Source organism: Streptomyces violens (assembly GCF_000717745.1).
Classification (GTDB): domain Bacteria; phylum Actinomycetota; class Actinomycetes; order Streptomycetales; family Streptomycetaceae; genus Streptomyces; species Streptomyces violens.
Genome location: NZ_JOBH01000009.1, coordinates 245,542 through 262,173 on the forward strand (window position 1 = coordinate 245,542; position 16,632 = coordinate 262,173).

Genomic DNA, 16,632 nt, shown 5'->3' on the forward strand with positions numbered 1-16,632 from the left:
TGTTGAGAACCCCCAGGTGAGCGATTTGCAGGGTTAGTGGGTAGTGGGGTGCCGCGCCCCACTACCCACTACCCGGTAACCGTGTGTGAGTGTCAGGTGTGGTCGGGGTGGACGTAGACCGAGTGCGGTCCGCGGTCGCGGTAGACCAGTTCGCCGCGTTCGGCGGCGGCCTTGAGGGCTTCGCGGACGGTCTTGCGGTCCCGGCCGACCATCTCGGCGATGGCGGCCGGCTTCATGCCCATCGCGCCGGCGGACTCGATTGCGTCGATCGCGGTGGGCAGCCACTCCGGCCCGGCCGGCGCCGCCTCGGACGGCTCCTCCTCGGGGGCGGTTTCGGCGGCCTGTTCGGTGATGCGCTCGAACTCCGCCAGGGCCCGCGCGATCGCCGCGGCCACCTGCGGGTCATCCTCACCGCCGCCCGAGCCTCCGCCGGTGGAGGGCTCAGCGGCCGGGGCCGCGGGTTCCTGCGGCGGTTCGGCCTGCGGGTTCTTGGCCTTGTCGATGTAGTAGTCGATGGGCTTCATCGGGGTGAGCGTCCCGATGCCCCCCGCCTGTCCCGGTGCGGCGTTGCCGCCCGCGGCGCTGGCCCCGCCCGTCGCGGTGCGGGTGCCGGTGCCGGCCGGGGTGGGCAGGCCGAGGGCGTCCAGCAGCCAGGCGATCCGTTCGGGGTCGTTCCAGCGCTCGTGGTAGCCGAATGGGGCGGCGTCCTCCTGGGCGGCCTGGTCGAGGTCGGGGCGGATGTCCCAGCGGGCCACCGCGAGTTCTTCGATGTCGTGGCGCGGGGTGCCGTCGGCGTGCTCGTCTTCGTCGTTGGCGAAGTAGACCTTGCCGCGCTCCGGGCCGATGCCGCCTTCCTGGGCGCGGGCCTGGTCGAGGATGTAGAGGGCGCCCTTGCCGGGGAGCTTGGACAGGTCGACCTGTTGGTAGTGGCCGGGGAAGACGAACTGGCCCTCCTGCTTCTTGGCGAAGCGCATGCCAATGGCGATGTCGTACTGCGAATCGACCTCGCCGCCGCCGGTGTTGGGGCCCGTGCCGCGCTGGACGGCATCGACCACGTCCACCGCGGCCTTCCGTCCCTTCTTCAACAGCCGGATCTTCGCCTTCAAAGCTTCCGGCGTCCACGCCATCAGGTCCGAGTTCTCGTCCGACAGCACGATGACGGCGGGCTCGGTGTCCTTGGGCTGGATCTTCCCGCCCTTCATGCGGCGCGCGCGGCCGTCGGTGATGGCCAGTGCGGCGTTCAGCAGCCGTACCGCCTCCGCCGGGTCGGTGGCCACCCAGTCCAGGATCGGGCGGTCGATCAGGCGGCCGTCGGCGTCCTTCCACTGCTGGGCCCAGGGCCGCAGCCAGCGCTTGGCGGTGTTGCCCTGCGCCATGTCGATCATCCAGATCACCGCATCCGTGCAGCGGGTCAGCAGGGAGATGATGACGTGGAGCAGGACGCTCTTACCCGACCCCTTCATGCCCGCGATCATGATGCTGACCTGGCGGAACAGGATCTCGATCGGCTCCCCCGACTCCAACAAGCCCAGCGTGAGCGGTTCCCGGATGGTCAGCGGGTGGGCGTCGTCCGGCAGGTCGATGGTCTCGGCCAGCACGTTGCGGGTGGTGACGTGCAGCATCGCTTCCGAGGCGAGACCGGAGTCGCTGCGGACCAGACGAAGGGCGCCGGGGCGGATGTCGCCCTTGCGGGTCTCCAGCGCGGGCAGCATCGTCAGCAGCTGCTCGAAAGAGGTGCTGGTCAGCCGCAGCGGCATGGCGTAGCCGCCGCGGGTGCGCTGACTCTTGCCGACCTCCACACCCCGCGCCCCGACCTCCTCGAACAGGCGCGCCCACTCGGCGCGGTCCCCGTATCCGGTGCCCGCCTCGGCGGCCCACTGAGCGGCGATCTCCTCCGCCCGTAGGCCCCGGTCGATCGCGTAGAACGGCGTCAGGGCGGCGGTGGCGGCGCCAACGACCGCGGCGGAGGCGAGGGTCCAGGGGCTGCCGTGGGCGGTCCAGTTGATCCAGGCGTAGGCGGCGCTGGTCCAGGTGGCGGTGAAGCCGGTGTGGAACCAACGGCGGAACGCCGACTGACCGGAGGTGCGGATGAAGCGGGAGGCGGCCGCGGCGGCGATGCCGGTCAGAGAGCCGACGCCGATCCAGCCCAGCGGCAGCGCATTACCCGCATCTGCGGCCAGGCCCAGGCCGAGGCCGCCGGCGTAGACGGTGGCGGCGGTGAACAGCGGGGTGGACACCACGCCGTGCCGCCAGGGGATCGGCTCGTGATTGCTGGGACGGCTCAGCATGAGAAGAGGTCTCCGTTCGATCGGTCGGGGTGAGCCGGAAGGCCGCAGGCCAGGCACCGGCGGTCGGTGCCTGGCCTGCGGTGTTGGCGGAGCCGGTCAGGGGGTTACTGCCAGTTGGCGGACTGGTCCCACTTGGCGCCCTGGATGGTGGGGTTCTCGATGTTGTCGATCTGCTCGGCGTGGATGATCCGGTACAGGGTCGGGATCGAGTCCAGGCGCCCGGCGAGCGCGTGCGCGTAGACGGCGGTGTCGTCGTACGCCTCGGGGATGGCCTCGTTGACCTTGAAGTTCTCCCGGCTGGAGTGCGCCGCCATGGAGATCACATCGCCGATGGCGCGCTGAATCTCCGCCAGGCTGTTGATGGTCGCCTCGTAACCGACCATGTTCCCGGCCGGGTTGAGGACCATCATGGCGCCGGCGGTGCGCACGGCGTCGGCGGCGTATTGCAGCGGCAGGGCCGGTTCGATCGAGCCCACGGGGACTCCCTTCGTTGCGGGGGCGGTGATGATGCGAGTGGGGCTGTGCACCGGCCGGTGCACACCGGAGGTGCGGCGGCCGACCGGGGTCTTGCGGCGCGGCGGGGTGGGAGAGCTCCCGCCGCCGGTGTGCCGATACATCCAGCGGTTCAGCCAGCCCCACGTGCCCGCCCAGGCCAAAGCGCGGGCCGCGGGGGTGGTCAGGGTGTGGAAGACGCGGGCCAGGGGCCGCAGCCAGTTCGGGCCGATGGAGGAGTAGCGCACCGAGCCCAGCGCGAGGTGGGCGTTGAGCAGGGCGCGGGAGCCGTGGCGCCAGGCGTGGGCCAGCAGCGGCGAACCGTGCCGGGCGATCGCGTGGGCGGTAGCGCGGACGGGTGCGGCGGCCTTGCGCAGGCGCTGGCGGGTCAGGGCGCTGGTGTGCTGGCGAAGCTTGCGCCCCGCCCAGTACCGGCCTCGCCGCCAGGCACCCATCGCCGCACCGAACGACCGCTGAGCGGCCTTGGCCCCGGCGCCCTGGCCCGTGTCCCTGCTGCCCTGAGCCTTGTTCGGCTTCTTCGCCTTGGGCTGGGGCTTGAGCTTGCTGGGGTTGGGGTCCTTGCCGCCCGTGCGGTCGCGGTTGACAGCCCTTTGCAGGGCCTTGGCCGCCTTCCACGCCCGGCTGGACACCGACGGAGACGAGGAGGACGGCGCCCGGTGCTTGTGCCTGCCCTTCACATCGCTGGACTGCGACCGCGAGCTTCCGGCACCGGCCGGTGAGGTGGGCGTGGTGGGGGACTTGCGGCGCAGCGTCCGCGACAGCCGCTCCACCGGCCCCGTCCGCCCACCGCCACCAGCCGCACCGGAGCGCTTGAGTGGCGACGTGCCCCCGCCGGAACCGGCGGTGGTCCGCGGCGTCTTGGGCGGGGTGAGGCTGCGGCCGGTGCCGCCGGTGGCAGCCGCATTCCGCCCCAGCCGAGCGGGGTTTCCGCCGGCCGTGTTCGGGGCGACGGTCGACGGCCTGTTCTTCTTCGCCATCGAGCCGCCCGGCTTGTGCGACGAGTCGCCCATGCGGCCACCACCCGCCGCGGCGGCCCCGGCGGGCTTGCGCAGGGAGGAGCCGGAGCCAGTGCGGGCCGCCGGAACCCTCCCGCTCCCACCCGACGTACGCCCCGCAGAGCCGGAGTTCGAGGGACGGCGGTGTCCGGTGCCGGGTGAGCGTGAGGACGCCCGCCCCAGGCGGCCAGTGCCGGACCGACGGATGCGTCGACCGGTCTTCACCACCAGGGTGGCGGTGGCGACCGCGGAGCAGGCGACGACGGCCAGCAGGACGGCGGGCAGGCCGAACTGGTGGGACAGCCAGCAGAACCCGATCAGGCCGGTCAGTGCGCCGCCGGGGATCAGCACTCCGGCCAGCGTCTGCCCCGGGGCGGAGGCCGGTTCCTTGGTCTGAGCCACGGGCTCCTTCTGCTGCCGCGTGACGGGTTCGGGGGTGGTTGTGGTGGTGGGGGGCTTGGTCTCGGTTGCCGTTGAGGGCATCGAAGCCTCCTTTATGCGGCCCGCGCGGGAGCATCCGCGCAGGCCAGGCACATGCCGAGTGAAGTGGGGAGGGGGTAGCCCGCGTCCCGCCCGCATTCGGGGCAGGTACGGCGGGCGGCGTTCGCCTTGGCCAGCGCCGCCCACCGCGCCGGCGTCATCGGCCGGACGGGCAGCGCCAGATCGAGGCGGTAGAGATAGGCGACGCGGAGACCGGCGCGGTAGCGGCGCGAGCGCCACAAGATCTGCGCGGCGACCTCCTGACCGCCCGGCCGCAGCCCGCGAGCGCGGAGCTGCCGCCGGGTGGCCAGCCCGTCGGGGGCGAGCCAGAAGGGGTAGGTAGGGATGCCGTAGCGCAGACCCTGGGGGTCGTAGAACCGCATCAGGGCCTACCGGCGAGCGCGGTGCCGTTGATGGGCCGGGGCGCGTCGCGCAGCTCCTGGTAGCGGGTGGAGACCCAGCCCACTGACCAGCCGGTCAGCTCGGCTGCGGTCCGTACCGGCAGCTCGGCCGCGAACGCGGCCTGCACGGTGGCCCGGGCCTGGTCCTCCGGCAGCTTCTCCGTGGCCGGCCCGGCGGCGAGGAGAGCGTCGCGTTCACGCGCGGCCCGCTCTTCGCGCTGCTGGCGTTCACGGCGTTCACGCTCGATGCGCTCCTGCCGCTCGCGTTCACGCCGCTCGGCAGCCTCGCGTTCACGGCGTTCACGCTCGACGCGCTGCTGTTCACGCTCGCGCTCACGCTGTTCACGAGCCTCCCGCTCTGCCCGCTCGCGGGCGGCGGCCCGCTCGCGCTCCTCGCGTCGGCGGCGTTCCTCGCGCTCGGCCTGTTCACGGGCGAGCTGGGCTTCATGCTCGCGCTGTTCACGGGCCAGCGCGGCAGCATGCTCCCGCTCCTCCGCCCGCTCCCGGCGGACGGCCTCCGCCCGTTCCCGGGCGACCTGCTCCCGGCGTTCGCGCTCGGCCTGCTTCTTGTCCTCCAGCGCGGTCACGGCATGGGTGATGGCGCGCCGGTAGGCGAGTCCGGTCTCGGCTGTGACGATCAGCAGGAGAGGCGCGACCGCATGGACGGCCACGCCCACCAGGTCTTTTTTCAGGGCGGAGTCGGCGATGTTCAGGGCTAGGGTCATGGCGCCGGTCATCCACCGCAGGGCGATGGGCCACCGGCCGCCGTGCCCGCCCAGGCGGGCCAGCACCGAGTCCAGCCGGACGACGATGACCACCGCCGCGTCGACCACCAGCGGCAGGATCGGCGCAGTCCAGACCCACGCCTTGGGCGTGTGGGCGGCCATCAGCGGCGTTACGGTCAGGATCGAGTAGAGCATCGCGCCGCCCACGATCAGCCACGTGCCGGCCGACAGCGCGCGCTCAGCTGAACGCACCTGAACACTGTTCACCGAGCACCCCCTGATGGCTCGACGGCGGGCGCGATGACGCTCTGGAAATGGTCACGGCCGACGTCGTAGATGAACGGCACGCACCGCCACCGGACCTCCGCCACGGGGCGTTCATCCATCGGTCCCCAATTGCTCAGCGGGACTCCCAGGGTGGCCACATAGGCGAAGGCGGCCGACTGGCCGGGGTGGATGCTGTGGGGCTCTCCGTAGTGGAGCAGCAGCCACATGGACGCGTCCGCCGGCGTCTGGCTCAGCTCCTTGAGGCGCTTCGCCATGTCGGCCAGCTCGGTACGGGCCTCGGCCAGCTCGGCGGCCGTGTCCTCCAGCGTGATCTGGAGCGACCGGACTTCCTGACGGGTGGTCTCGGCCGTCTTCTCGGCGGCCTCGGCGCGGGCCGTGAGCGCGAACGTCTCCCGGATGTGGGAGCCGTACGCGGCGTCCGCCTGCTTCTCCACCTCACGGGTCCGGGCGCGCGCGGCGTCCACCGCGGCTGCCAGATGCAGGAGACGGGCTCGGGTGATGAGGCGGATCATGCCGCACCCCCTGCCGCGATCACCACAGCAGCGATCAGCAGTGCCCCGCCGACGCAGGTGAGGTCGACCGCGCGGCGCAGGCAGGTGAACTTGGCGACCGCGAGCCGGGACAGTCCGGCGATGTCGGCGGCCAAGTCCCGGTCGACAGCCGTGGTGACCTCCTCCGCGGTGAGGGTGGCCCACAGCGGGAAGCCGTGCCGGCCGCGAATGTTGGGCCGTACAGAGCGCAGCAGTAGCCCGGCCGCCGCAACCAGGAGCGTCATACCGAGACCGCCCACCACCAGGGCAGGCAAGGTCAGGGGCAGATCGCGGGCGACCGTCCAGGCCCCGGCGAGCACCGCACCGACGAAGGCCAGCAGCAGCGCCGTCTTGCTGTCCGTCCGCGAGATCTCCGCCTTCACCTCGGCGTGCGCCGCGGTGAGGTTGGTGGTCAGCATGCTCACGCGGCCTCCCCCGTCCCCGCCTGGTTGGCCAGCTCGGCACGGGCGGCCAGCACCTTGTTGGCGGCCCGCCGCAGACGGCGGGTGCCTAGCTCAGACACCGGCCGGTCCAGCAGGCTGATCTGCACGTCCAGCAGCTCGACCTCCGCCTCAATGACGGGCATCTCGCGCTCGATCGCGTCCAGCTCAGCGGCCGACGGCTCCCCGACGAACGCGACGGCGGTAACAACCGCCTGATCAGCAACGATGTGCTTCATGGGTCGTGGTCCTCTCGCAGATGGGAACGGCCCGAACAGCGCCCCCGGAGTTGCAGCTCCGGGGGCGCGCGCCGTTAGAGCAGGTGAATCCGGCTCCCCTCAGCCCCGCCCGTACGGACCCGCATGTGTGCGGCCTGGACGGGCGGAGGAGGCAACCGGCCGCAGCGCTAGCCGCTGCGATGGCAGGAAGAAGGGCGACCGGGTTGTCCGTCGACGGGTGATCTCGCGCGAACCGTGGTGTTGCTCAGGCGCCGCGGTGCCGGTCGATCACGGCGGCGCCCAGGTTCTTCGTGTGCTGTGCACGGTGCCTCCTTGTTCGGAAGCGGACGTGGACAGGTCTCCTTCGGGGGTGCGGCGCCCGTATCAGGTAGCGCGGCATGACCCCGTTGTAGGCGTATGGAGACATGACCTTTCGGTCTAAGCCCTCCCGAATGCCCAGGGTCGGGTGCGCCCTCGGCCCGCTCTGTCCCGGGCCCCTTGAGGCCACGCCAGTGGACGTGGCCCCCATTGGTCGTGCAGGTGCGACAGCCGCTTGGCCCCGTTTCCGGGCCCTGCAGGGCGTCGCGAGATACATGTAACACGTGTATCTCTCATGCCGTCAAGAGACCTGCCCCCGAAGGGGCGTTCTCTCGATGTGCTTCTAGATTGCTGGCAGAGCGTCAGACAGACGACTGCGCTGGTGGACGGCTCAGGGACGTCTCACTAAGGTCGAAGTCGTCCCAGGACGTCCCAGTGCGGGGAAGGGCGGAGCGTGGCGAACGAAAGACTCCGAGGCGCGATAGTCGAGCGGGGGCTCACCTTCGAGGAAGTCGCCGAACGGCTCGGCGTAGCCGGCAAGACGGTCGAGCGCTGGGTCAGCAACTCGGACCGCAAGCCGTACCGCCGCTACCAGTACGCGCTCGCCTCGTTGCTCCGGTACGAGATCTCCTACCTCTGGCCTGATGAGCGGACGATGGCGGAGGTGACCGCATCCGGCGGCGCGGAGCTGGTCAAGCTGTACCCCCACCGATCGGCGGTGCCGCAAAGCCTCTGGCCGCAGCTCTACGCGAAGTCTCAGACCCACTTCGACGTGCTGGTCTACTCCGGGTTTTGGCTCACGGAAGATCCCGCGTTCCTGCGGTTGGTCAAGGAGAAGTCGGCGGCCGGCGTACCGGTCCGCTTCATGCTCGGGGACCCGGACAGTCCCGAGGTGGCGACCCGCGGCGCCGACGAGGGAATCGGCGGGGCTATGGCCAGCAAGATTCGCAATGCGCTGATGAACTACAGCGCGCTCTTCGGCCTGCCCGGCGTGGAATTCCGCCTCCACAGCACGACCCTCTACAACTCCATCTACCGGACCGACAACGAGCTGCTCGCCAACGGTCACGTCTACGGCGTCGGCGCGTACCTCGCGCCCGTGCTGCACCTTCAGCGGGTCCCAGGCGGGGAGCTGTTCGACACGTACGCCGAGAGCGTCGAGCGGGTGTGGGAAAGCGCCCGTCCGATCTCGTCACCTACGGATTGCGCAGAGACCCACGTATGAGCCGTATCGACTATTACGACGACCCAGCCGCCCCGAAGGCGAACTCTGTCGTGCCCTCAGTGACCGCGGTTGTCCGCGACGCAGACAGGCGATTGCTCCTCATCCACAAGACGGACAACGACCTGTGGGCCCTTCCCGGCGGCGGCCACGACATCGGTGAATCGATCGCTGACACCGTCGTACGCGAGGTGGAAGAAGAGACCGGCATCACGGTCGCTGTCGATAACGTGAGCGGGCTCTACACCGACCCGCGGCACGTCATGGCGTACGACGACGGAGAGGTCCGCCAGCAGTTCTCCATCTGCTTCCGCGCGCACCCCACGGGCGGCTCGCTGCGTACGAGCGACGAATCCAAAGAGGTCCGCTGGGTTGCCCCAGCGGACCTTGACTCTCTCGACATCCACCCTTCGATGCGGCTGCGCATCACGCACGGCCTGGATGACTCACGGCCGACGCCTTACATCGGCTGATCTGCACCAGCCATGGCCATACGCTCTTCGATCCGGGCCGTGGCCGCGTGAATCTCCGGTGCTGCCCGCTGGATGAAGCGGCCCACGATCGTGTCAGGGCCGTACCGGGACACGATCTCCTCCAGTCGACCGGCCGATGTGGTGTGGCCACCGTCCGGTGTCGTCGTCATGTCGCAGAAGATCAGCGCGTCAACGAGGTCCGGCCGCTCCAGCTCGAACTCGCCCGCCAGCTCCTCCCGCAGCCCCCGCTCCTCAGCTTCCAGCAGCGCGCAGGAGTGATGGGCCACGAGCCGAACGACTCGTTCGTCCATCCCTTCCTGGTCGCGCAGGAAGCGCGCGCCGTCGAGCGGATGGAAGCCGGTGGTGGCGATCGAGGGCGAGTACCCGATGTCGTGAAGGACCGCAGCGGCCTCCATCAGCTCAGCGTCGGGGCCGAGGATCGGTTGCAGTGAGGCCGCGCGCTTCGCGACTCCGAGCGAGTGCGCCCATCGGCGCGGGAGAGGTTCGGCGAGTAGCGATTCGGAGAGCGCGTATGCCCGCTCGGTGAGTCCCATACAGCCAGCCTACGAATTCACCGCAGGACGCGGGAGAGCGCGTACGAAGCGTCCCTTACCGTGCACGGCCTCCAGCAAGCCCTGACCCTCCAGCGACGACAGAGCCGCGCGCACGGCAGTCCGAGAGACACCGAACTCTTCACAGAGCCGCGCTTCGGACGGGAAGGCGTCACCCACCGCGAGATCCCGCTCCGCAATCAGGTCCCTCATCCGTTCCACCAAGGGGCGCCGCTCAGTACCGTCGCTGACCACCCGGCCGACGCCCGGCGCCGACTGGATGAGACCTTCCTTCTGCAAGATGTCCAGGGCGCGCCGAACGGTAGTGCGCGCCACGCCGTGGTCACGCATCAGGGCGGACTCGGACGGGAGCTCCTTGGTGATGCGCCCCTCCCTGATCTCCTTGCGGAGCGCATCCGCGATCAGCAGATACGTACCGCGCGGGCTCGCCCCCGGCATCTGGTCCCCTCTCATCCACATGAGTTTGCCTGCCTAGCCTCGCACGGTCGCTCGTTTGCAGTCTTCGTGCGGCGGGTCCACCTTGCCTCGAAAATCGAACAAGCGATCTAATCGGGAGTATGGATCGCCCCGAATTCCCCCATGACCTCCTGGAGGTCCAGACCGCTTGGTACCTCACCTACGGTCGGCTTGCCACGGCGCCGACGACCCAGGTGGCTCCCTACCGTCGGCGCCTGCTGGAGCTCTCTCGGCGCATTGCCGACCACCCTTACTGGCAGACTCCACAGGGCACGCCCGCGGCCCGCGTGGCGCTGAAGGAGCAGGCCCGCGCAGCCGCCGTGCGCGGGCGACGACCGTGAGCCTCACCGTCCGCCAGGAGCGCATCGCCCGCAGCGCCCGCGAATGGCTCGCCGCATACGGCGAGCCGCCCAGCATGCGCGAGCTCGCCACCGCGGCCGGCCTCTCCTCCCCCTCCTCGGTCTCCTACCAGCTGCGCCGGATGCGTGAGCAGGGCGTGCTGGTCGAGACCCGCGGCCGCAGGGCCCGCTGCCCGCACTGCGGCCGCTGACCGCAGCATTGCCCTTGCCGCGCCCGATAGGGGCAATAGGGCTTGAGCAGCGGTCTTTCCCGAAGCCCCCTACCGGGTGCAGAGGCGAGACGCCATCCTCGGGGGATGGAGGATTTCGAGTTCGAGTGCTGGCGGTGCTTAGAGACCAACGTCATCCAGGGGCGGCCCAAGGGCTTCTGGAGCACGACGCACTACGAGCTGCCGGGTGAGTTCGAGTGCTGGTCGTGCGGCGCCCTCAACACCACGCCCGATGACTGAGCGTCGGGTCATTGGTCGCTGGCGCGGCCGTTGTCCTCGTTGTCGGCGTACTCGGGCACCGTGCCGGTTCCGTCGCATCGCTCGCACGGGATCGTGTACGTCTGGCCGGTCTCGGCGTCGGTGACCGTGACCTGTCCGTTCTGGCACGAGCCGCACGTCGGCACGACGACCGTCGTCTCCCTCTCCGCCAAGAGGCGCTCTGTCAGGTTCAGCAGGCGTGTGTACCGCCCGTCCTCACGCAGCGCGGGGATGTACTTCGGATCCACCCAGCCCATGGCCGCCTCCACTCGCCGAGGCCGACCTCCATCGTCACGCTCCCCGCCAATGACCACCAGGGGCATAGCGGAACCTTCACCGGTACAGCGCAAGGAACCGCCCCTCCGCCGCGTCGATCCCACATAGGGGACGCCATACCTTCACGAAGCAGATTCATTCACGTGGCCGCCTGATCGCGAACGGTGTCTGTAACAGGAGGGACATCCTGTGCCGTTGCGGGTGCGATTCTTCACAGAGGTCACCCACTCGTGGCTGCACGTACTGCACCGCCAACGACAACGACTGTGACTACCTGGTTTTAAGCCGCGCGGGTCGCGCTGGGGTTGCGTTACGTTCTCGATGACCTCAGCCGATAGCGCAGGGAATAGGTCGGCTAGGCTGCCACCGGGGCGAGCCGATGCGCGAGCTTCGGCGGTACGGAGGCGACCGCAGAGCGCACACCCCGTACCTGAGATGCGTGAAGCGACAGTGGTGACCCACTCGTTCCCACATTTGCAACGCCATCGACACTTTTTATTGGAGTTGGCGTACAGATCGTGTGGCGTTCGCTCGGGGGCGTCTATGCAGTCGATGAACTCCTCAGCGAGGCTGGGGTTGACTTTTACAAGGCTTTTCTCGGTCGGGGCTTTACTGCGAGCGTTGCGCGCCTTCTCTCTGTGGCAGACGACGCATCCTCTGCCACGGATTCGCGCAGCAGGCTTACTCTCCCACTGATGACCGCAAGAATCGCAGCGCCAGGAGCAGAGATAGTTGCTTGACGGGGACAGGTCGTTGGGTGTCCTCGCTGGGTCACGGAGACAGGTAACGAATTCTGCTGAAATAGCAGGGTAGAGCTCAGCTAACGATCTTCCTGGTTTGGCGGCAGAGCGCCTAAGGCTTATGCGGCGTGTCGCACATCTCGGGCACCCGGATTTCGCTGCCGCCCGGGAGGCCACCGACGTTGTCCATGCCCAATCACAAGTTGAGCAATGCCAACTCACCTGATCTTTCGAACTAGGGGAGAGCCATTGCAAGTCAATGTCAGGTCGGGACAAGTTCTCGATGAACTCTCCAGCTAGATGCGGCGCAGCATCTAGAGCAGAATATCGGGGTCGTGCGACAGCAACTTCGATCCACTTCCTCGCCGCTGCATTCAAAGACGCTCCCACTGCATCGGGGCCAGGTTTACGCCAAGCGACTTCACGCCTAGCGAGCCAAGATCCTATTGCAGCCGCCCAAGACAGAGGGTCGGTGCCATCGTCGTTCCCGTGTACGTAGCAGACCTGACCGGCAACCTTCCGCAGAGAGGCAGGTCGCACCCGCAGATAGTCGGCCTCTTTCATCGCGGCAACCTTGCGAGCATCCCGTTCAGTGTCGCTGTGCCATCGGGCCGGATCCAAGTCGATATAGAGGGATAGCTCGACGATGTGTAAGTCGACCCGCCATCGTCGGCCTCCGGCGACCGTCTCCACATCTACTTCGACGGTCAGTTGGCCGCCCAAGCTCAATAGTTCAGCCACTTCCAATTCGAAACGTGAGCGTCCAAAACCTCTACAGCGCGGACAACCTGAGTTGTTGTACGTCCGTGCCGCGACGGTCGTCTGCCATTCATGACCGCGATTGCATCGCCAGCGACACATGACGTTGGAACCGTTCGACAGTTGGGCGCCATCCATATCCAGGGGCGAAACGGTATACACCAACTGCGCTGCGATGTGCGGATGTGTGTCAGATAGGGATCGGCCCGGCTTTGGTGTAAGGCGAGCCGCGCGGTTTCTCTCTCTAGCGCAACGTGGGCAACCGCTATTCTTGGATACGCGATTCACGATGGTGGCCTGCCACTCGTAGGCACACTCACTGCATCGCCAGAGACAGCGATCCACCGACGCGGGGCGCCTACTTTCCAGCCCAGAGCCCGGCGACGTGAGGTTGCTGACCAATTCATCCACGAGATGGGGCGCTCTGAGCGCAGCACTGTTGCCGTCGATTACGGTTCGGCGTCTGATTGCGCGCTTAGCGTTAGCACAACTTGGACAACCACGCCCATTCCTGCGGTCGACCACTGCGGCGACCCACTCGTGGTCGCAGGCGGAACAACGCCATATACAACGCTGCTCAGACCCGCAACGAAGCTCTAGCGGGCCCAGGCCGGGACGGGAGGCATTGCTCACGAACTCCCCAGCGACTTGCGGATACAGATCAGCCAGAGATTTCCCCTGCGGGGCACGAGCGCGACTGGTACCTCTCTTCCCCACGGCACATGCCGGGCAGCCTGTCCCGCGAGATCGGGCTGCAGGAGAGGTAGTCCATGTATGCCGGCAGGCACGGCACTCCCAGACCACCTTCAGGTTGCTCGACGAGCCGAGTGCTGCGAGCGCGTACTCAGGTCGGTCCACCACCGCCAGCGCCTCAGCGAAGACGTCTGGGAGGGTGTCGGCGAGCAGCGTGCGTGGCCTCATGGGTTCATCATGCAACGCCCCACTGACAACCGAATGGAGTCTCCGGTCAACTCGCAGCGGGGCAGCGCACCGAAGTGTCCACGGGCACGGGCGGCAGCCCAACTGCCTGTTTCTCGGGGCGCGCGTGGGCCGTACCCGAGACCGTCCGGCGGCAGCCCCGACCGCCCCGAGTCGACCGATGCTCTTAGCACCCGATCCCTTGCTGCCGCCGTCTACGTGCAGCCCGGTGACTACTACCCGACCGCGGGCATCTATGCCAGCCAAAGCCGTGCGCCAGCCGCTTGCCCCCGAAGACGGGCCCCGCCAACTCCGACACTGCGCTACCGCCTCCCCGTGGAAGCCAACCGTGAAGACACGCGGCGGCCGACGGCCTCGGAAGCGCAAGACTGGATCTGGCGGAGATCCCTCCGGCGTCTGTGTGCACGAGCGACAGGAACCCAGGCGGGAGCTCACCGGAAATTGCTACAGCACCGCTTTGCTATGCGCTGAGACTTCGACCGTATGGGCCTGCCCTGGGATAGCGCCGCGACGCTTGATCTGCTCCGAGGTTACCCAAATCACGTCCGTATGGCCCGATACCATAGTCTGGCGTAGGGCATCTTCTTGTTCTTGGTTGGGCACGAGCTCATAAATGTCACGCACCAGGATCTCCAACGAGTCCGCCCACTCGCTGTAGCGAATTCGATCTACCTCACGCCTCAGGTAGTTGTGCATGATGTGAGGAAACTTGCCCTGCGGAAGAATACCACCCTCAAGCAACTCTTCTTGAAATTCGCGCCAAGGCGAGTCTTCACGACCCGACCTTGAATCGAACCATCTAAAGAAGTGGCCGATCTTTTTACCCGGGACCCGTAGGCGCAGATCTCCATAGCTAACAGCATCGAGAGGTATCAGATTATCATCTGTTACGCCCATATCGGCCAGAACCGCACTTCCCTGCGGCGACCGTTTGTGCACTCCACCGACGGGCTGAAATTGGTTGGGGTACCTCGATCCGCGAATAAGAAGGTATTTGCCGTCGATTTTAATTTTGAACAAATAGGATGTTGAGACTCTAATGGAGCGCCCTCTGTAACGCAATGAGTACCACAGGTGACGAATATTCCCCCAGTTCTGTGCAACCTCATCAACCACAGGAACAAAGAGGCCAATGCTCAGGCCAGTCGTCATGCTGACTATTGTGGAATTCTGAATGAAGAAGCTAGCAACTCCCGCAGAGATTGCCACAAATCCGTACAGGGCAAGTCGCAGCATTTTTCTCCTAGCGAGGCAGCGGGATGCGGGGATGCGTGAGCAGGTATCTGCTCACCCAGGTAAGCCGTGATGAGGAACGCGCAAGGCTTTCGAGGAGAGGGCGCGATATAGAGTGAGCTTCATACATGGCCACCAACAAGGCTCGCCTAACGTTCACATCGGACTCATTCTCGAACTGCCGACGCAGCAATTGTCCGTCGGCGATAGTGCTCACCCTCCCCAGATACCGAGACGCGAACTCGCGCGGTAGGCTGGGTTTATTTTTGTTCTGCAGTATGGCCCATGCCATGTCTCGGATTTTTGCGGAATGAACCCTCTGCCGTATGGCAGCCTGCAGGATACGCTGTTCAAGATTGTCGTATTTATGATCCTCAACGAGGCGCATAGTGGAGATGTAAGCTCTACCGATAGCCGATCGCCTTTCCGGGAAACATCCCAAGTATCTAAGAATCTCGTTGGCTAGATGATGGCTTTCCTTAAGGTTCCGAAGCGCCCACCCCAACGCCCTATCGTCTTTAACGTTACCCATGCGAAAGAGTGAGAATTTCACGTCGCGGTCTATTTGTTCCCCCGCCGTCGCTTCTAAGAAAAGCTTGTAGAGCCTCTCCTCAGCATCTGGCTCGCCGATTTTAATACCATAATTAATGGCGTCTTTTTCCAGGCTTTCGAGCTGCGACAGCGCCTGTGCCGGGTCATAGATGTTCGTCTTCGTCGTAGACATGGTCAAGCGGCGTGATCGCAGAATCGCATTGATCTCCAGCAGAGCGTTACGCAGCGACTCCCTTTCCGTATCAAAAATCATCATGTCGTCTGAGTAGCGCAGGTAGTCCAGACCCACCCGGTGCACAAATTCATCCACAGGGAGCAGGTATAGATTAGCCAGAATTGCCGATGAGTCGGGCCCTTGAGGTATTCCCCAGGCATGGCTGGACGATTGAAACATTCGAAGAAACTTTATGAGATGTTCCGTGACCCACGGTATGGCGCCGATGGACTGAATATCGATCGACAAGGTGCCGACATCTATGTGCTCGTAAAAAGAGACAACATCGCTACGCGCCAAGCGGTACGGGGCCTTTAACATGAACCCCACGCCGCGCTTCTGCATAGTTACCCAGGAGTTAACTGGCGACCAGAACGACTTCCCGTTATTACCCCATCTCGCACTATGTACGCTACTGTGAAGTTGCTCCTCAACTAATTCTGCGATAGAAAAGACAAGAGTGTCGTAGACAAGCCGGTCGTGTACGGTAAGGCGAGCAATGGGACGCACGGCAACGGGATTCTTCGGCAGGTCGAGGATTTCCACATAATCGGGGCCGACTCGCCCCTCTCGAAGCGCAGAGATTACGTTCGCGCGAACGTCTCCCCAAGATGCTTCTATATCCGCCCAATTTATGATGTCAGGAATCTCTGATCTTCCTCGACCGTGGAGGAGACGGGTCCACGCCTCATCAAGGTAGGACAAAAAAGGGCGGCGGCGTCTCATCGCGTGTGTTCTTCCCCCGTCTCAACAACCCCAAAGTTCGCACCCCAAGCGTAGCTAGATGGGAGCGCCCAGGGCAGTCGGCAGCTTGATGTCGGCCCAAGGCCCCAGTCCACCGTGGCGCAGGCAGACTGTGGCTGCGTTGCGCACCACCAGCGTGAGCTGACGTCCGCCTCCGGAACCAGCGGTCATGCGAGTGCAATCGCCATCGCGCCTGCCGGCATCCGTCTTCATTGACGCTGCGGACCCTGGCACCGCGTCCTCTTGCCCCCGGACACTGGTCAAGTGGCTCGCTCTTTGCATCGTTTGCCCGGAGCGCGCCCTCCAGTGAATACGCGGTGGCGTCGTCACCAAGATGTCGCTCACAGCGCGCTAAGTGCCAGTTCAGAGCCTTGCTTACCGGATAGTGGATCACTCTCTTCTAAGCACCTCGGCGCAGCCTCCACTGTGC

At 66.4% G+C, this 16,632-nt stretch carries 18 protein-coding genes; 5 read left to right on the top strand and 13 right to left on the bottom strand.

Annotated elements, in window-relative coordinates; all coding sequences use genetic code 11:
• Nucleotides 1–92: 92 nt before the first annotated feature.
• The 7 genes from IF04_RS0118785 to IF04_RS0118815 all read right to left on the bottom strand — a co-directional run bounded on the left by IF04_RS0118785 (nucleotide 93) and on the right by IF04_RS0118815 (nucleotide 6,899).
• Complete coding sequence (locus IF04_RS0118785; RefSeq protein ID WP_030258623.1) at nucleotides 93–2,288, bottom strand: hypothetical protein; 2,196 nt, start codon at nucleotides 2,286–2,288, stop codon at nucleotides 93–95.
• Nucleotides 2,289–2,392: 104 nt separating this feature from the next.
• Nucleotides 2,393–4,279, bottom strand: a complete 1,887-nt coding sequence (locus tag IF04_RS38340) for a hypothetical protein (RefSeq protein WP_030258627.1) — start codon at nucleotides 4,277–4,279, stop codon at nucleotides 2,393–2,395.
• An 11-nt stretch (nucleotides 4,280–4,290) separates the two neighbouring features.
• Nucleotides 4,291–4,659: an RRQRL motif-containing zinc-binding protein gene (locus IF04_RS0118795; protein ID WP_030258631.1), complete on the bottom strand. Its 369-nt coding sequence runs from the start codon at nucleotides 4,657–4,659 to the stop codon at nucleotides 4,291–4,293.
• The gene (locus IF04_RS0118800) at nucleotides 4,659–5,669 is read right to left on the bottom strand and encodes a hypothetical protein (protein ID WP_030258634.1); all 1,011 of its coding nucleotides are present in this window, start codon (nucleotides 5,667–5,669) and stop codon (nucleotides 4,659–4,661) included. Before IF04_RS0118800 ends, IF04_RS0118795 begins: the two co-directional genes overlap by 1 nt.
• On the bottom strand, nucleotides 5,666–6,202 hold the full coding sequence (locus IF04_RS0118805; protein ID WP_030258637.1) for a hypothetical protein: 537 nt from the start codon (nucleotides 6,200–6,202) through the stop codon (nucleotides 5,666–5,668). The genes IF04_RS0118800 and IF04_RS0118805 overlap by 4 nt, the downstream gene beginning before the upstream one ends.
• A complete protein-coding gene (locus IF04_RS0118810) occupies nucleotides 6,199–6,639 on the bottom strand; it encodes a Pycsar system effector family protein (RefSeq protein ID WP_030258640.1) in 441 nt (146 codons plus the stop codon). Before IF04_RS0118810 ends, IF04_RS0118805 begins: the two co-directional genes overlap by 4 nt.
• 2 nt (nucleotides 6,640–6,641) lie before the next feature.
• Nucleotides 6,642–6,899, bottom strand: a complete 258-nt coding sequence (locus IF04_RS0118815; protein ID WP_030258643.1) for a DUF6284 family protein — start codon at nucleotides 6,897–6,899, stop codon at nucleotides 6,642–6,644.
• Between the two features lie 751 nt (nucleotides 6,900–7,650).
• On the opposite strand from IF04_RS0118815, the gene IF04_RS0118820 reads away from it, so the two are divergent.
• Nucleotides 7,651–8,421, top strand: coding sequence for a helix-turn-helix domain-containing protein (locus IF04_RS0118820; protein ID WP_030258646.1), 771 nt, complete (start codon nucleotides 7,651–7,653; stop codon nucleotides 8,419–8,421).
• On the top strand, nucleotides 8,418–8,891 hold the full coding sequence (locus IF04_RS0118825; protein WP_030258649.1) for an NUDIX hydrolase: 474 nt from the start codon (nucleotides 8,418–8,420) through the stop codon (nucleotides 8,889–8,891). Before IF04_RS0118820 ends, IF04_RS0118825 begins: the two co-directional genes overlap by 4 nt.
• Here the strand turns inward: IF04_RS0118825 and IF04_RS0118830 are convergent.
• Nucleotides 8,879–9,445, bottom strand: a complete 567-nt coding sequence (locus tag IF04_RS0118830; protein WP_030258651.1) for an HD domain-containing protein — start codon at nucleotides 9,443–9,445, stop codon at nucleotides 8,879–8,881. The two genes, IF04_RS0118825 and IF04_RS0118830, sit on opposite strands and share 13 nt — an antisense overlap.
• 9 nt (nucleotides 9,446–9,454) lie before the next feature.
• Nucleotides 9,455–9,916, bottom strand: a complete 462-nt coding sequence (locus IF04_RS0118835; RefSeq protein WP_245654434.1) for a GntR family transcriptional regulator — start codon at nucleotides 9,914–9,916, stop codon at nucleotides 9,455–9,457.
• 104 nt (nucleotides 9,917–10,020) lie between these two features.
• Between IF04_RS0118835 and IF04_RS0118840 the strand changes: the two genes are divergently transcribed.
• From IF04_RS0118840 to IF04_RS38775, 3 genes are all read left to right on the top strand, one after another.
• A complete protein-coding gene (locus IF04_RS0118840) occupies nucleotides 10,021–10,260 on the top strand; it encodes a hypothetical protein (RefSeq protein WP_030258657.1) in 240 nt (79 codons plus the stop codon).
• Complete coding sequence (locus tag IF04_RS35815) at nucleotides 10,257–10,469, top strand: LexA family protein (protein ID WP_037959894.1); 213 nt, start codon at nucleotides 10,257–10,259, stop codon at nucleotides 10,467–10,469. Before IF04_RS0118840 ends, IF04_RS35815 begins: the two co-directional genes overlap by 4 nt.
• Nucleotides 10,470–10,574: 105 nt before the next feature.
• Nucleotides 10,575–10,727 carry a hypothetical protein gene (locus IF04_RS38775; protein WP_157847675.1) on the top strand — a complete coding sequence of 51 codons (153 nt, stop codon included), beginning with the start codon at nucleotides 10,575–10,577 and terminating at the stop codon, nucleotides 10,725–10,727.
• A gap of 8 nt (nucleotides 10,728–10,735) precedes the next feature.
• Here IF04_RS38775 and IF04_RS0118855 read toward each other — a convergent pair whose 3' ends face one another.
• From IF04_RS0118855 to IF04_RS35820, 4 genes are all read right to left on the bottom strand, one after another.
• Complete coding sequence (locus IF04_RS0118855) at nucleotides 10,736–11,002, bottom strand: hypothetical protein (RefSeq protein ID WP_030258662.1); 267 nt, start codon at nucleotides 11,000–11,002, stop codon at nucleotides 10,736–10,738.
• A 141-nt stretch (nucleotides 11,003–11,143) separates the two neighbouring features.
• The gene (locus IF04_RS40405; protein ID WP_157847676.1) at nucleotides 11,144–13,441 is read right to left on the bottom strand and encodes a zinc-ribbon domain-containing protein; all 2,298 of its coding nucleotides are present in this window, start codon (nucleotides 13,439–13,441) and stop codon (nucleotides 11,144–11,146) included.
• Nucleotides 13,442–13,903: 462 nt separating this feature from the next.
• Nucleotides 13,904–14,611: an SMODS-associated NUDIX domain-containing protein gene (locus IF04_RS36660; RefSeq protein WP_051831377.1), complete on the bottom strand. Its 708-nt coding sequence runs from the start codon at nucleotides 14,609–14,611 to the stop codon at nucleotides 13,904–13,906.
• A 91-nt stretch (nucleotides 14,612–14,702) separates the two neighbouring features.
• A complete protein-coding gene (locus IF04_RS35820) occupies nucleotides 14,703–16,004 on the bottom strand; it encodes an RNA-directed DNA polymerase (protein WP_245654435.1) in 1,302 nt (433 codons plus the stop codon).
• Nucleotides 16,005–16,632 lie beyond the last annotated feature (628 nt).

Excerpts from the sequence above, each read along its gene's own strand:
- IF04_RS0118785 (WP_030258623.1), bottom strand. The coding sequence starts at position 2,288 with ATGCTGAGCCGTCCCAGCAATCACGAGCCGATCCCCTGGCGGCACGGC.
- IF04_RS38340 (WP_030258627.1), bottom strand. The coding sequence starts at position 4,279 with ATGCCCTCAACGGCAACCGAGACCAAGCCCCCCACCACCACAACCACC.
- IF04_RS0118795 (WP_030258631.1), bottom strand. The coding sequence starts at position 4,659 with ATGCGGTTCTACGACCCCCAGGGTCTGCGCTACGGCATCCCTACCTAC.
- IF04_RS0118805 (WP_030258637.1), bottom strand. The coding sequence starts at position 6,202 with ATGATCCGCCTCATCACCCGAGCCCGTCTCCTGCATCTGGCAGCCGCG.
- IF04_RS0118810 (WP_030258640.1), bottom strand. The coding sequence starts at position 6,639 with ATGCTGACCACCAACCTCACCGCGGCGCACGCCGAGGTGAAGGCGGAG.
- IF04_RS0118815 (WP_030258643.1), bottom strand. The coding sequence starts at position 6,899 with ATGAAGCACATCGTTGCTGATCAGGCGGTTGTTACCGCCGTCGCGTTC.
- IF04_RS0118825 (WP_030258649.1), top strand. The coding sequence starts at position 8,418 with ATGAGCCGTATCGACTATTACGACGACCCAGCCGCCCCGAAGGCGAAC.
- IF04_RS0118830 (WP_030258651.1), bottom strand. The coding sequence starts at position 9,445 with ATGGGACTCACCGAGCGGGCATACGCGCTCTCCGAATCGCTACTCGCC.
- IF04_RS0118835 (WP_245654434.1), bottom strand. The coding sequence starts at position 9,916 with ATGAGAGGGGACCAGATGCCGGGGGCGAGCCCGCGCGGTACGTATCTG.
- IF04_RS0118840 (WP_030258657.1), top strand. The coding sequence starts at position 10,021 with ATGGATCGCCCCGAATTCCCCCATGACCTCCTGGAGGTCCAGACCGCT.
- IF04_RS38775 (WP_157847675.1), top strand. The coding sequence starts at position 10,575 with ATGGAGGATTTCGAGTTCGAGTGCTGGCGGTGCTTAGAGACCAACGTC.
- IF04_RS0118855 (WP_030258662.1), bottom strand. The coding sequence starts at position 11,002 with ATGGGCTGGGTGGATCCGAAGTACATCCCCGCGCTGCGTGAGGACGGG.
- IF04_RS40405 (WP_157847676.1), bottom strand. The coding sequence starts at position 13,441 with ATGAGGCCACGCACGCTGCTCGCCGACACCCTCCCAGACGTCTTCGCT.
- IF04_RS36660 (WP_051831377.1), bottom strand. The coding sequence starts at position 14,611 with ATGACGACTGGCCTGAGCATTGGCCTCTTTGTTCCTGTGGTTGATGAG.